Raw genomic sequence first — 14500 nt, 5'->3', positions numbered from 1 at the left:
ACGGGCGAGGCCTGAGAGCAGTCAATCCTCGGTACTGAATGAAGGGCGGGTTTCAGCAGTGATCCCCAGCTGGTGAACGGCGGCTATGTCGGCGGTTCTTGCCATTTCGGCAGCAAGGTCGGCAGCTTCAGTGGACGCGCTGGAAGCCAAACCCTATCCTGCGCCGTGATGTTCCAACTCCATTGCACCAAGAAGCTGCTTGATCGCATTAAGCCGGAAATCGTTGCGTCTGGGCCAAGCGACACAGCACTGGGCAGCTGGTATGCCACGGCCATATTCTGGAAGCCGCAAGTCGCTGTGCTGGTTTCTGAGCGCACGCTGCTTCCCGTGCTAATGCCGCTAGCCCCAGCGGCCACTCTTGCTCGACGCTTTCCCGCACAACTGGCGCTGGTTCTGAAGGAGCACGGCGTCTCATCTGAATTCATCGCACAGGAAGTCTGGCGAATGGACAAGGTCCAGTACGCTAAGACGGCGAACCGGAGCGTCGTAGGCATCCTCAATGAGTTCGTTAAGCAGGCCGAGTTCTGGCTGGCCGCCTATGCCTATGAGAAGGGTGATGATGACGACCTCCTGGCGATTTCCGCCAAGTTAGCGGAGACACCATGTAGCCCGCTGTATAAGGGCCCGGTGTCGCCGGACAAAGCCCTTCATGAACTCGTTAAGGCTGGTTCGCAGGCATGAGCCAGCGGCCGTCAACTGCGCTCGGAGATCCTACAGCACCTGTCTGGAAACCCAGCTGGTTCGGTCAGACGAGATCGGGCGGCAAATCGACAATCCGGAAGACAGCGCCCGATCCCGCATCACGAAACAGATCAACCCGCGCGCCATCCCAGTGATAGTCGAGGTGCCGCCCCTGAAGCGGATTTGATGCGCAATCCGGGTAGAATAGCGCGACGCATTCCCCGCCGGGGTGCCGGATGCTCGGGTAAGCAATCCCGTCCGATCCCGCACCCCAAAGGTGCCGCGCGAGCGCTTGAGACGCGGCATAGCTGTCGGGATCGAGCGCCGAATCCGGCTTCCCCGCCTGAGGCCGGAGATCATGCAGGTCTGCATCGACCGTCATGACGATCTCCCGGAACTGCGAGGTCCAGCCAGGCGCTTCGTGGGTTCGTGCCATGAATCGGGCATGGTGGTGGATCGTCTCGAACAGCGCGGTCTCGAACCGGTCGCCGACATAGAGCACGCCATAACTTCCGTCGGTAAAACGGCTTGGCCGGTCAATGCTGACATGGGTGAACGGCGCCATGAGGTAGGAGGCGCCGTTGCCGCCAACGCGGCGGTCAACCGGAACGAGGTCGAGATTACCAATCTTCGCCATGATGCGAGGATTGGTCTTCTGCTCGGCCAAGATCAGCAGCGGCCAGTCTGCGGGATCGGCGATGTCTTCGAACAGGTCGATCGGCGGAAAGGCACTGCGGATGATCCTGACAGCGCCCTTCCACTCAACTCTAGAAACGGGGATTTCTGGTGCTTCGCTCACCAGCCACCGCGCTCGGCGTCGAGGTAGCGACGCACCCGCATGATGTCGGTCAGCTCGCCTCCCAGCATCACGTCGAGCGCACTGGCTCCGCCGAACGCTTCATTAGCTGCTCTGATCCAAGAATACCCGCGGGTCGCTTCGGAGAAGATGATCCGGAGCGCCTTGTGGATCCCCATGAGGTTGGACAGGCGCGCACGCCCATCACGCGAAATACGCCCGGGGCCTTCTGCCTTCCATCGGCGATAGGAGCGCACCGGCATGTCGAGCAGGGTTGCAGCCTGCTCGTCGGTCAGTTCCCATTTGCCGAACAGATTGAGGACTGCCCGGAACATGGCAGATGCCTCGTCCTGGGTTATCGGATCGGGACGGAAAGCAGTAACGGCAGTATCAACGGGTTGCAGCGCCAGCATGGCAGTTCTCCATATGGCATCATGTACGCCGAACAATGCCATTTGGCAAGGAGCTATACCGATGATGCCAGTCTGGCAATCACGCTCGCCGCGCCCTCGATCGGCACGAACAGCCGGGTCTGATAGCGGACGATCTCGGTAAAGCAGCCTTGGGCCTTGTACCAGTCGAGCCGAGCAGCACTCCATCCCGTAAGCTCAATTCGCTGTGAGCCATTGACCAAGCTGCGCTTGACCATGAGCAGCTCGCGGCCCGCGAACTCGATGGCCCTGCCCGTTGCCAAGACGGTCTTTACAACGTCGTCGGCGGAAAGAGTTTGCTCGCGTTCCAGACCCAGCGCTCGGCACAGTTCGGGCACGCAGTGGACGGGAACCTCCCGGCCAAGGAGCGACCGGCCATCCGCAGCCGAGATGCGGTTCACCCTCACGAAATCCGAAGGCAGCTTGTCCCAGACCGGCAGCAGGAGGCCCGTCGCAAGATAGAGGCGCTCGCGCTTGTGGCTGGTCCTCGCCTCTTCCACCTCGGCGGCCCACGCCTCGCGGAATGCGCCGATGGCAATGTCCTCCCAGCTGCTCTCAGCCAATTGATCTTCGGTGATATGACTGCGCCCCAGCGGACGCAGCAATTCGAAGCGGACCACGCGCGTGCCGTCATCGGCAAGAATGCTACGCGCGGGGACCAGCAGGGCGACCCGACCTGAACGGGCGTTCCGAACCGGTCGCTGCCGTTGCCCCGTGATGCCGTGAGTCTCCTCGAGCCGCGTCAGCGTGAGCGGCTTCAGGGCCCTGGCGATCTCCAGTTCGAGGAGATGGGTCGTCGCGCCCGATGCCGGATCGGTGCGTAGCAGCGTGTCCGATAGGACCGTGAACTCCTCGACTGCAATCGTCTCGAGGCCGAGATCGAGCGTGCCAGCCTGCCGGGCGGCATCGATACGCGCTTCGACCAGCCCCATGAACTCATCGAAGATCGCGTTCTGCAAGGCTATGGGAAGCGCCAGGATGCGGTTGAGCCAGCGCTGGATCGACGGCAGATCATCGACCATCGACCCGTCAGGCGCCTCGATCCGCAGGCCTGTCAGCTCCTGGAAGCGCCCGAGGCTGACCGCTTCGAGCTTGCCGGTGAACAAGAGGCCGAACCAGCGATGGAGCGCCCCCTTGGCATAGATGCTCTCGAGGTTGTCAGCCGGATCGAACAGGTTTTGCCCGCCGGTCTGGCGCTGCCCACGCGTCAAGGCACCGAGGCTGTCGAGGCGCCGTGCGATCGTCGAGATGAAGCGGCGCTCGCCGCGCACATCGGTCGTTACCGGTCTGAACAGCGGGGCCGAAGCCTGATTGGTTCGATTGGTGCGGCCAAGCCCTTGGATTGCCGCATCAGCCCGCCATCCTGGCTCGAGCAGAAAATGGACGCGGCGGGCCTGGTTCTTCGCAGCGAGATCGGCATGGTAGCTGCGTCCGGTTCCCCCGGCGTCGGAAAAGACAAGGATGCGCTTGGCCCCGTCCATGAATGCCTGGGTTTCGGCCACATTGGCTCGCGGCGAGCGCGATTGAAGTTTCTGACGACCCTCATGCCCGAGAATAAGCCGGCGCGTGCGACCAGTGACTTCCGCCACCTGATCGACGCCGAAGCGTTCGATGATGGCATCGAGCGCGGTGGCAATCGGCGGTAAGGCGCAGAGCTGCTCGATCATCCGGTCGCGCGCAGCGAGTGCTGATCGGCACAGCACCGGCGCGCCTTGCTCGTCGCTCATCGGCTCTGAGCGAGGATTGCCGTTTTCATCGGTGAAGACGGCCATCAGCCGGACAGGAAAGCTCTTGCCGAGGTAGTCGATCACATATTCCCGCGGGGACAGGTCGATCTCCGGCGCTTCGCGTTCCTCGTCCGAAAGTTCGGCAAGCCGGCGGTTGAGCATGGCTTCTGCCGTTGAGACCAACTGGACGACTACCGCGTGCCCGTCAGCAATCGCAGCGTCGATAGCTGGTAACAGGCTGGGCAGCTTCATCGACAGAAGCAGCTGCGCGAAGAAGCGCTGCTTGGTTCCCTCGAAGATCGAGAGCGCTGCGGACTTGGCACCGGAGTTGAGCGTCCCGCCGGTTTCGCTGTCGACGATCCGCGTGGCCTCCAGCGCGTCGCTCAGGTTGGCATGGATGATCGCCCAGGCCTCAGCATAGGCATCATAGACCGCGATCTGATCCTCGGTCAGGCTATGCTCGAGGATCTCGTATTCGACGCCGGCGAAGGACAATGCGCGCGCGGTGTAGAGACCGAGCGACTTGAGGTCCCGTGCGACCAGCTCCATCGCTGCGATTCCGCCGTCACGAATGTCGGCGACGAAGGCCTCGCGATTGGCGAAGGCGGTTTCCGGCCCCCACAGCCCAAGGCGCGTCGCATATGCCAAATTGTTGACGTCGGACGCGCCTGTTGCCGAGGCATATAGCACCCGTGCGCGGGGCAGGAGGTTTTGCAGGCGCACTCCAGCGATACCCTGCTCCGATCCCTTGACCTTGCCGCGCGATCCTTCCCCGCCAGCGGCATTGGCCATGGCGTGCGCCTCGTCGAACACGATGACACCGTCGAAGTCGTCGCCCGCCCATGCCAGGATCTGATCGAGGCGGGTTGCATCGTTTCGGCCCGAACGCAGGGTCGGGTAGGTCACGAAGAGAATGCCCTCTCGCATGGCGATGGGGCTGCCGAGTTTCCAGGAAGCCAGAGGCTGGATGTCGATCGGCAGACCACCAAGCGCAGCCCAGTCACGCCGGGCATCTTCTAGCAGCGCCTCGTTCTTCGAAATCCAGATATGGCAGCGTTCACCGCGCACCCAGCGATCGAGAATGACGCTCGCAACCTGACGGCCCTTGCCGGCGCCTGTGCCATCGCCAAGAAAATAGCCCTGGCGATAGACCTGGCCCTCCGCCGATGCCTTGAACGAGCAGCCTTTATCCTCCGGCTCGAACCGCCCGGGAAGATCGCGCGCATGGGCGCTTGAAGCGTAGATGAGCGTCTCTGCCTGGGCAGCAGACAGCAGGCCCTTGGCGACCAACCCTTCGGGTAGCTGCGGCACAGCTTCGGGCATCGGTGCAGCGATCGAGCCCATGGCGACGGACTCAACGAGTGGTGTCGGATGCTCGGCCGCACCGTCGATCACGATCCTGCTGGGACGATAGGGCAGATAGTGCCCGACCTGGGGCGCAAGCGGTGCAGGTACTTCGAGTGACTGGTAGGTGAGCCTCCCGATGGCGGATGCTGCAGGCGTGACCCTGGCTGGTGTCGGCAGCGGCCTACGCGGCACCGCCACCAGGCGAAACGGCGCACGAGCCGGAAGGCTTGATTGCTCAGTAACAGCCTCCAAGCTGGCGCGAGCCGGCAAAGCATCGACAAGATCGACCAGCTGGCGGAACGCGTTCGTGCGAATAGCGACGGGCTCGTTCGCGCCTTCCACCTTATCGAGAACCAGCAGTCGCGTGGTGATCCCGGTGCCATTCTTGAAGAAGGCACGTTCGACCGCGGCATTGAGCCGCAACGACACTGGCCCCTTCGCCCCGGCCAGAAACCGCGCGCAATCGAACCATTCAGGCATGATCGCGACAAGCCGTCCGCCGGGGGCAAGGCGGTTCCAGGCCGATCGTAGATGCCTCGCGCCGGTGCGGCCATTGTGGCCCCGCTCGATCCCGTGAGAATAGGGCGGGTTCATGAGCACGGCGCTTGGGACAACGGCCGGATCGAGCAATTCGTCGATCAACTCGGCATCATGTCCGGTCACGCGGGCAGCCGGGAACACAGCTGTCAGGCAGTCGCGGCGCAGCGGCGAGATTTCGTTCAAGGCAAGGCGCGTACCGGCTTTGGCCGCCCAGACTGCGAGCATGCCGGTACCGGCCGAAGGTTCAAGCGCGAGCTCATCGGCACCCAGCGCGCAAGCTCGGGCAGCGAGCCAGGCGAGGCGCGGCGGCGTTGCGAATTGCTGCCATTCGATCTGCTCGTCGCTGCGATTGGTTTGGGTCGGAATTCGGTCATCGAGGCAGCAGAAGAACTGATCCGCCTCGTCGATCGGGGTTGAGAGCTGGATCTGATGGAACGCTTGCAGGTATTGAACCTGCGCCAGCTCGAGCGCAGCGTGAGCATCACGGATTGACCATGCCCCGAGTGCATCGGTTCCGCCGAAGTGGTCCGTCATGATGCGGTTGATGTCGCTGCGCGAAAGCGCGCTGCCTGCTGCCAATTGCAACGCCATTGCGTTGGCTGCCGTCACGACAAGCGGCGGAGATGGTGGATCGAATGCGAAGGCGAGGGGAGAGTTGGACATGGGAAACCTCCTGACGAGGTCCTGCGTCTCGCAGGCCTCAATCAGCCGAAGGCCCCCTCCCCTCTGGCTCGCTGATCAGGTTTTCCGAGCGAGCCTCGCCTTGAGTTCATCGTTCCAGTCGAAACCGGTCAATGCTGGCGCTCGCGAGCGGATCACCCGGCCCGATGCAGAATAAGCCTTCCGCGCGCGCTGATCCGCGAGTTCGCCTCCCGGATCATTGTCGATGAACAAGTGGAGCTCGCGCACACTCTCCGGGATCGCGACGAGGCCGAACCGCTCGTTCCCGAGCGTTGCCCAGCAAGGAATCCCGGACAACTGCATGGCTGACAGGGCGCTTTCGATACCTTCGGCAAGGCCCAACCGGCCTGCGGCCGGCGGGGCAAGTCTGACTGCACCACAGCCGAGGCTTCCCAATGCACGCTTCGGCCGATCGAAAGCGGCGAGCCTTGCGCTCGGCGCGTCGAGAAATGTCCTGTGTATCGCGATTATGCCGATGTCAGTCGTGACGGCCGCCAACATTGCAGGGAGGTACTGTACTGCACCGCGTGGTCCGAGCGGCGTACGCTCGAGATAACGGAGCTGATCAGAGGCACGCAGAATCCCGCGCTGCGCGAGGTATCCTTCGGCAGAGCTGCCCGAGATCGCCGTCGCCGAATGCCACAAACGCCGCGCGTTGGAATTGAAGGCCCTTTTTTCCGGTCGATCAGCGGCCACGGCGCCAGAGCTATCGAACAGGTCACAGCTGCGAACACCCTGGCGGTCTAGTGCCGCAATGACCTCCTCATTCGAGCATCCCGCAAAGCAATGAAACAGGATCGCTTTCCGACCCAGTGTCACACTCAGCGAGGGGGTACGGTCGTCGTGTGCGGGGCAGCAGCACATGCCTTTGCCGCGACTCCATCTACCCTGAAGGCTTTCGACGATCGTGCGGGCGCGGCGTTCGAGTTGATGAACTTTGTCTAACGGGGGCATCGACCTTCTCCGGTTGAGGTGCCTTCCCCGCGCAGCCTCCGCTCTGCACTCGCGCCAATCCAGTTTTCCTACATCACTTGTTCTTTATATGTTCTCACTCGATTCGACTAGACAAGGATCGAGAAATGACAATCAGAACTCTCTTGATCGCGAGCATCGCGATCACTTCTGCTATCCCGGCCGGTGCTCAGGACATAGCAGCGCCAGCCACGAACGGCGCTGCGGCGATCCCATCCGAAGGCATTCGGATTGCGGAAGCATCAAACGGCTTCCAACTGGTCGAGCATGGACTCTGGCGTTCCGCGCAGACCGCCCCAGCACCGCGCCTGTCAGTGGCGGACGATAGCCGGGTCAACCTGCCATATAGATACGAACCCAATGCCAAGCCGGCCCCATCCGGGTTTCGGCGAGCGAGCTACTTGCCTCACATCTATGCCGCTGAGGCGAAGTACTCATTGCCTGCGGGCCTGCTTGATGCGCTCGTATGGACAGAATCTCGTTACAACCCTTTGGCTGTCAGCCCGGCGGGTGCCGCGGGCCTTGGGCAGCTGATGCCCGCTACGGCAAAAGAGCTTGGGGTCTTCAATCGCTTCGATCCAATGGCCAACATCTTCGGCGCAGCGCGATACCTGCGGCAGATGCTCGACAGGTTTGGCGTGGTCCACCTCGCGGTAGCTGCCTACAATGCAGGTCCCGGCGCCGTTGAGCGTGCAGGCGGCATTCCCCGCAATGGTGAGACTCCTGGCTATGTCCGCGAAGTGCTTCGCCATTGGCGCTTTTAGCGGTCGCTCCGAATTGTAGAGCGACGCTCAAGGTGAGAGTTTGCCTCTCGTCTCAGTTGCTGCGCGAGAGCATCGGTAAGCTGATCCCACACTCAAGCCGGCGGGGCTGCCCTGTCCGCGCCCGTCGCCACCCCTAGGCAGTAACGCCCCCAAGCTGCCATCAACTTCACGCGGGCGCCCGGCTGGTCGGGTGTGCCGAGATAGGTTGTGCGGCGATAGGCAGCCTGGACAGCGTCGGGCGTCTTGTGCGCGAGAGCAGCTTCTACCACGGCATCGGGGATGCCCTCATTTGCTGCCCAATCGGTGAACGCAGAGCGGAAGCCGTGGACGTGGTATGGTTCGCTCATGTCCCGCAGCACCTTGAGCAGCGTCATGTCAGACATAGGCTTACCAGCCACGCCGGGGAACACGACATCGCTCTCAGACATCCGCAGGGCATCGGCTTTTGCAAGCACGGCCAGAGCCTCGTCAGACAGCGGCACGATATGCGCCTTGTTTCGCTTCATGTGCTCGGCGGGGATGGTCCACAACCGGCTCTCCAGGTCAAATTCAGACCATGTCGCCAGGCGGACCTCCTGACTGCGCACTCCAGTCAGGATGAGCAACTCCAGCGCAAGCCGCCCGAAGGATGGCTTACGCCGTAAGGCGGTGAGGAATCCGGGCAGCGCGACATAGGGCATCGCTTTGCGATTCTCACGTACCTTCACTTGCCGTGGCAGACCGCGACCCGCCTTCAGACTGCCATTGCCCGATGGAGCCTCGCGGGAGCGCCAGCCCTTCGCGTGGGAATAATCCAGCACGGCGCAAATCCGGTTGCGGACCTGGCGGGCGGTATCGGGGATTTCCTGCCAGATCGGGGTCAGCACAGCGATGATATCAGCACTGCTGATGCTACCCGTCGGCATGTCACCCAGCTTCGGAAAGGCATAGTTTTCGAGACTGGCGAGCCACTGGCGCGCATAGACCGTGCTTTTCCAGCCCGCCTCGTTTTCGCTGTGGTACTGAGTCGCGGCAGCGCGGAACGTCACCTTGGCAGCGGCCTCGTCTTTTTTCTCGGCCAGAACATCGCGGTGGTCGACCTTAACCGCCTTACGCAAGACCGTGGCTTTTTGCCGCGCTTCTGCGAGTGTCATCTGCTTGGCGCTACCCAAGCCGATATCCTGTCGCTTGCCGTCTCGCTGGAGCCTTAGGACCCAATAGGCTCCACCACGCTTATCGACCCTGAGCACCAATCCATCGCCATCCTGATAGGTGCCAGGATTCGCCATCGCTGCCTTGACCGCTACCGCCGTGAGCTTGCCCATTTCTTCCTCCCACACTTTCAAGCCCACCTTGGGAGGGGTGCAGTGTGGGAGTAAGCCAACTTACTCCCACATCCCTCCCACACTAGCCTCCGGCTGCATGCAAACAGCAGCGGACAAATGCGGGCCAAGAAGTGCAGAATACCCTAGGTTTTCTGGGATTTCCACGGTCATTCGTGGATGCTTGCGGATAAGGGGGTGGTGGACAGGGCTAGATTCGAACTAGCGTACGCTTGCGCGGGCAGATTTACAGTCTGCTGCCTTTAACCACTCGGCCACCTGTCCACACCAGTGCTGCCGGTGTCGGTCTTCCCGAAGGAAAGAACCGATTTTCAAAGTCTCAAGCGAGACTGTCCGGCCGAGTGGCGGCCCCTTTGGCGAAGGGAGGCTTGCCTGTCAATGGGCAGGCTGGCATTCGCGGCATGATTTTTTGAACGCTCTTCCCGGAAAGAAGGTAATCCCATGCCCAGCAACGGCAACCGTCACGACGACAACCCCAGAGGCCGTGCCTTGCGCGGGCGCGCAGGCCGCAACAAGGGCGGGCGCGGCTCTGGCCGGGGCAGCGCCGGATCGGTGCGCCTGTGGGGGCGTCATGCGGTGGAGGCTGCGCTCACCAATCCCAACCGCGATGCGAAGAAGCTTTGGGGCACGCGCGAGGCCATTCAGGCGATGCTCGACGATCATGACGCCGAACTGCCCCCCACTCTTCCCGTCGAATATGCACAGGCCGCCGATCTTGCGCGTCTGGTGGCAAGGGACGCGCCGCATCAGGGGCTGGTGCTCGATTGCGCGCCGCTCGACGACGTTGCGCTCGACGACATTCTGGACGAGGCCGACGGCCGCACGATCGTGGTGCTCGATTCTGTAACCGATCCGCACAACGTGGGCGCGATCCTGCGGTCATGCGCGGCATTCGGCGTCGCCGCGCTGGTCACGCAGGATCGTCATGCCCCGCCGGAATCGGGAACGCTGGCCAAATCGGCATCGGGCGCGCTGGAGATCGTGCCCTGGGTGCGTGTGGTGAACCTTGCACGCGCGCTCGAAAGGATGAGCGAGGAAGGCTACTGGCGCATCGGCCTTGATGGCGATGGCAAGGCCGTATTTCCTTCCGCCGTTCCCGCAGGCCCGGTGGTGCTGGTGCTTGGCGCGGAGGGCGAAGGGCTGCGCCACAACGTGGCGCAGCACTGCGATGCGATTGCACGGCTTCCCATTGCTTCGGCCATCGAAAGCCTTAACGTCTCGAACGCGGCGGCGATTGCGCTCTATGCGGTGGCAACCCGCGGCAACTGACACGCCCGGACAGGGTCAGGCGGGAGGATGCGATGAAGCGCTCGATCACACTGGCTGCCGCCGTGGCGGCAACGATGCTTCTGGCAGGCTGCCTGCTGATGCCGGGTCGGTTCACGTCGCAGATCGACCTGCGCCGGGATGGCAGCTTCAGCTTTGCCTACAAGGGCGAAATCCACGTGCTGGCCCTGTCGAAGGCGGCCGAGGAGGAAGGCCGTCGCAAGAGTGAAAACGAGATGTTCGAACCGGCGCCCTGCTACGACGATGATAGCGGCGAAAAGCGCAAGTGCTCGAAGGAGGAACTGGCCGAACAGCGCCGCGCGTGGGAGCAGGACATCGCCGCAAGTCGGGCAGCGGCGGCCGAAAAGAAGAAGTCCGACGACCAGATGATGAAGGCCATGCTGGGCGGCATCGACCCGGCCGATCCGCGCGCGGCGGCCGAGTTTGCCGACCGGCTGCGCCGCCAGAAGGGCTGGAAATCGGTGGTCGACAGGGGCGATGGCCGGTTCGAGGTGGAATATGCGGTATCCGGCCGCCTCGACCATGATTTCAGCTTCCCCCTGGTGGAGAAGCTGCCGATGGTAACGCCCTTCATCACCATGATCCGCCGCGCCGATGGCGGTGTGCGCATCGAGGCTCCGGCAATGACCCCGGCCTCAAACGGCAATCCCTTCATGGGTGCGGCAACAGCCGTTGCCGACGAGAAGAGCACCAAGGCCGGAGGTGAGGGAATGCCGGTCCTTGACGGCGTGCTGACAATCGTAACGGATGGCGAGATTCTGGCGAACAATACCGACGAAGGCCCGACAGCTGTGCCCAATGGGATGGCCAATGCCAGGGCACTGGTCTGGAAGGTGAACGCGCGGACCAGGGAAGCGCCGACAGCGCTGATCCGCATCACCCCCTGATGTAGCCCTGAAAAACCGCTGCATCGGCCGGGGCGGGTTTCAGCAAAAAAACACGGCGCCAGTCTGCATGACCGGCGCCGCTGCTTTTTGCTGTTCGTGCCGCGAACGCGCGGCCTTCACGCAATCAGTTGACCGCGTCCTTCAGGCCCTTGCCCGCCTTGAACTTGGGCTGGGCCGAAGCCTTGATTGCCATCGGCTCGCCCGTGCGCGGGTTGCGGCCGGTGGAAGCCTTGCGCTTCGCCACGGAAAAGGTGCCGAAGCCGACAAGGCGCACTTCGTCGCCCTTGGCCAGCGCGCCGGAGATCGATTCGAAAACCGCCTCAACAGCCTTGGTGGCATCACCTTTCGACAGCCCGCTGATGTCGGCGACCGCGCCGATCAGATCGTTCTTGTTCATTGCGGAAATCCCCTGGTTCTTATGTGTCGTCTTCAAGCAGCCAGGCCACGTTGAATGAACCTGACGGAATCGGGTTTTGAGAGGCGCGAAAGAGAGCCGAGAAACAAGGCCCTGTCAAAGGTTAAAGCAGCGCAGCACCACCATTTGCGCGCTCCTTTTGTCACCTTGTGCAACAAGATGGGGGCAGCGCACCCGCGCCGCCCCCGTCGCACCTTTTCGCAAGCCTTGTCCTTCGCGGTGCAGCCAGATCAGTGGGCCGTGGGCAAAGGCGTGGCCGCTACTGCCGCCCCGGCCGGCTGGGAGGCAAGATCATCGGCTTCCGTCCATTCGATCGGTTCGGGCTTCGATACCAGAGCGCGATCCAGCACCTCGTCGACATGGCTGACCGCAACGATATCAAGGCCATCCTTGATGTTCGCCGGAATCTCGGCAAGATCCTTGCGGTTCTCTTCCGGGATCAGCACGGTCTTGATGCCGCCGCGCAGCGCCGCCAGCAGCTTTTCCTTGAGACCGCCGATGGCCAGCACCCGCCCGCGCAGCGTCACTTCGCCGGTCATGGCCACGTCTGCGCGCACCGGAATGCCGGTGAGGGTGGAAACCATGGCCGTCACCATCCCGATCCCGGCGCTCGGCCCGTCCTTCGGCACGGCGCCTTCGGGCAAGTGGATGTGCAGATCCTTGCGGTTGAAGATCGATGGCCTGATCCCGTAGGCAGGGCTGCGCGCCTTGACGAAGCTGAACGCCATCTGGACGCTCTCGCTCATCACTTCGCCCAGCTTGCCCGTGGTCTTGACAGCACCCTTGCCCGGAACCGTCACGCTCTCGATGGTCAGCAGTTCGCCGCCGACCTCCGTCCATGCAAGGCCGGTCACGGCCCCGACCTGATTTTCCTCGTCGGAAACGCCATGGCGGAACTTGCGCACGCCCGCAAAGTCCGAAAGGTTTTCCGGTGTGATCGTGACGCTCTTGGCCTTGCCTTCAAGAATCTGACGCAGCGATTTGCGCGCAAGCCGAGCAATCTCGCGCTCAAGCGTGCGCACACCGGCTTCGCGGGTGTAGTAGCGGATGAGATCGCGCAGGGCCTCGGTCGTCAGGGTGAACTCACCCTTTTTCAGGCCATGCGCTTCAACCTGCTTGCGGATGAGATGCCGCTCGGCAATCTCGACCTTCTCGTCCTCGGTATAGCCTTCCAGCCGGATGATCTCCATGCGATCGAGCAGCGGCTGCGGCAGGTTGAGGCTGTTCGCCGTGCAGACGAACATCACGTCGGAAAGATCGAAGTCCAGTTCGAGGTAATGATCCTGGAACTTGGCGTTCTGTTCGGGATCAAGCACTTCGAGCAGGGCCGAGGCCGGATCACCCCGGAAATCCTGTCCCAGCTTGTCGATCTCGTCGAGCAGGAACAGCGGGTTGGCGGTTCCTGCCTTCCTGAGATTGGTCACGATCTTGCCGGGCAGCGAGCCGATGTAGGTGCGCCGGTGGCCGCGGATCTCGGCCTCGTCGCGCACACCGCCAAGCGACTGGCGCACGAACTGGCGTCCGGTTGCCTTGGCGATCGACTTGCCGAGCGAGGTCTTGCCGACACCCGGAGGGCCGACAAGGCACAGGATCGGACCTTTGAGCTTGTTGGTGCGCGCCTGCACCGCCAGATATTCGATGATCCGGTCCTTCACCTTGTCGAGCGCGTAATGATCCGCATCGAGGATAGCCTGCGCTGCGGGAATGTCCTTCTTCAGCTTGCTGCGCTTGCCCCACGGCAGCCCCAGCAGGACATCAAGGTAATTGCGGATGACCGTGGCCTCGGCGCTCATCGGCTGCATGGTCTTGAGCTTCTTCAGCTCGGCCTGCGCCTTGGCCCTTGCTTCCTTGGAAAGCTTGAGCTTTTCGATCTTCTCCTGAAGCTCGGCCAGTTCGTTGGCTTCCTCGCCATCGCCGCCCAATTCCGACTGGATCGCCTTGAGCTGTTCGTTCAGATAGTATTCGCGCTGGGTCTTTTCCATCTGGCGCTTCACGCGGCCACGGATCTTGCGCTCCACCTGAAGCACGCCCAGTTCGCCTTCCATGAAGGAAAGCACCATCTCCAGCCGCTTCATTGGATCGGCTTCGGAAAGAACGGCCTGTTTGTCGGCCACCTTGGCGGCAAGATTGGCGGCAACCGTATCGGCCAGCTTTCCGGCATCATCGATATCGCCAAGCTGGCCGCCTGCATCCTGCGGCAGCTTCTTGGAAAGCTTGGCATATTCGGCGAACTGATCGACGACCGAGCGCATCATGCCGGCAATCTCGGTGCCGGTGACCACTACCGGTTCCTGCGGTTCGACCTGCGCCACCAGCATGGTGCCGCCTGCGGCCGTTTCCTCACGCAAGGATTGCAGCGTGGCTCGCCCGCTCCCTTCCACCAGCACACGCACGGTGCCATCGGGCAGCTTGAGCAGTTGCAGCACGCTGGCGATCACGCCGGTTTCATACAGGTCGTCGCGGTCGGGATCGTCGCAGCCGGGATCAAGCTGGGCCAGCAGGAAGATGTCCTTGTCACCGGCCATGGCAGCTTCAAGCGCGGCAACCGATTTCTCGCGTCCGACGAACAGCGGCACGACCATGCCGGGAAACACCACGATGTCACGCAAGGGAAGCAGAGGATAGAGATTCATGGGCACTTCGTTTTCCA

11 protein-coding genes and 1 tRNA gene are annotated in these 14500 nt (G+C 62.6%); 4 read left to right on the top strand and 8 right to left on the bottom strand.

Going from position 1 to position 14500, the window contains the following annotated elements:
- Positions 1 to 72: 72 nt before the first annotated feature.
- Complete coding sequence (locus DKM43_RS12200) at positions 73 to 681, top strand: DUF6933 domain-containing protein (protein ID WP_234715747.1); 609 nt, start codon at positions 73 to 75, stop codon at positions 679 to 681.
- A gap of 64 nt (positions 682 to 745) precedes the next feature.
- Here DKM43_RS12200 and DKM43_RS12195 read toward each other — a convergent pair whose 3' ends face one another.
- The 4 genes from DKM43_RS12195 to DKM43_RS12180 form a co-directional block, all read right to left on the bottom strand.
- Positions 746 to 1480 carry an RES family NAD+ phosphorylase gene (locus DKM43_RS12195; protein ID WP_054587159.1) on the bottom strand — a complete coding sequence of 245 codons (735 nt, stop codon included), beginning with the start codon at positions 1478 to 1480 and terminating at the stop codon, positions 746 to 748.
- A complete protein-coding gene (locus DKM43_RS12190) occupies positions 1477 to 1890 on the bottom strand; it encodes an MbcA/ParS/Xre antitoxin family protein (protein ID WP_054587158.1) in 414 nt (137 codons plus the stop codon). The genes DKM43_RS12195 and DKM43_RS12190 overlap by 4 nt, the downstream gene beginning before the upstream one ends.
- 53 nt (positions 1891 to 1943) lie before the next feature.
- Complete coding sequence (locus tag DKM43_RS12185; RefSeq protein ID WP_109798777.1) at positions 1944 to 6185, bottom strand: strawberry notch-like NTP hydrolase domain-containing protein; 4242 nt, start codon at positions 6183 to 6185, stop codon at positions 1944 to 1946.
- A 75-nt stretch (positions 6186 to 6260) separates the two neighbouring features.
- A complete protein-coding gene (locus DKM43_RS12180; RefSeq protein ID WP_109798776.1) occupies positions 6261 to 7157 on the bottom strand; it encodes a DUF7146 domain-containing protein in 897 nt (298 codons plus the stop codon).
- 125 nt (positions 7158 to 7282) lie between these two features.
- On the opposite strand from DKM43_RS12180, the gene DKM43_RS12175 reads away from it, so the two are divergent.
- Positions 7283 to 7939, top strand: coding sequence for a lytic transglycosylase domain-containing protein (locus DKM43_RS12175; protein WP_084758179.1), 657 nt, complete (start codon positions 7283 to 7285; stop codon positions 7937 to 7939).
- A gap of 92 nt (positions 7940 to 8031) precedes the next feature.
- Here DKM43_RS12175 and DKM43_RS12170 read toward each other — a convergent pair whose 3' ends face one another.
- Complete coding sequence (locus DKM43_RS12170) at positions 8032 to 9243, bottom strand: tyrosine-type recombinase/integrase (RefSeq protein WP_054587152.1); 1212 nt, start codon at positions 9241 to 9243, stop codon at positions 8032 to 8034.
- Between the two features lie 196 nt (positions 9244 to 9439).
- Positions 9440 to 9525, bottom strand: a tRNA-Tyr gene (locus DKM43_RS12165).
- A 177-nt stretch (positions 9526 to 9702) separates the two neighbouring features.
- On the opposite strand from DKM43_RS12165, the gene rlmB reads away from it, so the two are divergent.
- Together rlmB and DKM43_RS12155 are read left to right on the top strand one after the other, a co-directional pair.
- Positions 9703 to 10530: a 23S rRNA (guanosine(2251)-2'-O)-methyltransferase RlmB gene (gene rlmB / locus DKM43_RS12160; RefSeq protein ID WP_109798775.1), complete on the top strand. Its 828-nt coding sequence runs from the start codon at positions 9703 to 9705 to the stop codon at positions 10528 to 10530.
- A 32-nt stretch (positions 10531 to 10562) separates the two neighbouring features.
- Complete coding sequence (locus tag DKM43_RS12155; RefSeq protein ID WP_109798774.1) at positions 10563 to 11435, top strand: hypothetical protein; 873 nt, start codon at positions 10563 to 10565, stop codon at positions 11433 to 11435.
- A gap of 124 nt (positions 11436 to 11559) precedes the next feature.
- Here the strand turns inward: DKM43_RS12155 and DKM43_RS12150 are convergent, their stop codons facing one another.
- Positions 11560 to 11832, bottom strand: a complete 273-nt coding sequence (locus DKM43_RS12150; RefSeq protein ID WP_109798773.1) for an HU family DNA-binding protein — start codon at positions 11830 to 11832, stop codon at positions 11560 to 11562.
- Positions 11833 to 12080: 248 nt separating this feature from the next.
- Positions 12081 to 14483 carry an endopeptidase La gene (lon, locus tag DKM43_RS12145; protein WP_109798816.1) on the bottom strand — a complete coding sequence of 801 codons (2403 nt, stop codon included), beginning with the start codon at positions 14481 to 14483 and terminating at the stop codon, positions 12081 to 12083.
- Positions 14484 to 14500 lie beyond the last annotated feature (17 nt).

It is taken from the genome of Novosphingobium meiothermophilum (assembly GCF_003171715.1).
In the GTDB taxonomy this organism is placed as follows: domain Bacteria; phylum Pseudomonadota; class Alphaproteobacteria; order Sphingomonadales; family Sphingomonadaceae; genus Novosphingobium; species Novosphingobium meiothermophilum.
The sequence above is the reverse complement of the archived record's forward strand: the minus strand, read 5'-3'. Positions and strand labels throughout refer to the sequence as shown.

Excerpts from the sequence above, each read along its gene's own strand:
- DKM43_RS12190 (WP_054587158.1), bottom strand. The coding sequence starts at position 1,890 with ATGCTGGCGCTGCAACCCGTTGATACTGCCGTTACTGCTTTCCGTCCC.
- DKM43_RS12185 (WP_109798777.1), bottom strand. The coding sequence starts at position 6,185 with ATGTCCAACTCTCCCCTCGCCTTCGCATTCGATCCACCATCTCCGCCG.
- DKM43_RS12180 (WP_109798776.1), bottom strand. The coding sequence starts at position 7,157 with ATGCCCCCGTTAGACAAAGTTCATCAACTCGAACGCCGCGCCCGCACG.
- DKM43_RS12175 (WP_084758179.1), top strand. The coding sequence starts at position 7,283 with ATGACAATCAGAACTCTCTTGATCGCGAGCATCGCGATCACTTCTGCT.
- DKM43_RS12170 (WP_054587152.1), bottom strand. The coding sequence starts at position 9,243 with ATGGGCAAGCTCACGGCGGTAGCGGTCAAGGCAGCGATGGCGAATCCT.
- rlmB (WP_109798775.1), top strand. The coding sequence starts at position 9,703 with ATGCCCAGCAACGGCAACCGTCACGACGACAACCCCAGAGGCCGTGCC.
- DKM43_RS12155 (WP_109798774.1), top strand. The coding sequence starts at position 10,563 with ATGAAGCGCTCGATCACACTGGCTGCCGCCGTGGCGGCAACGATGCTT.
- DKM43_RS12150 (WP_109798773.1), bottom strand. The coding sequence starts at position 11,832 with ATGAACAAGAACGATCTGATCGGCGCGGTCGCCGACATCAGCGGGCTG.
- lon (WP_109798816.1), bottom strand. The coding sequence starts at position 14,483 with ATGAATCTCTATCCTCTGCTTCCCTTGCGTGACATCGTGGTGTTTCCC.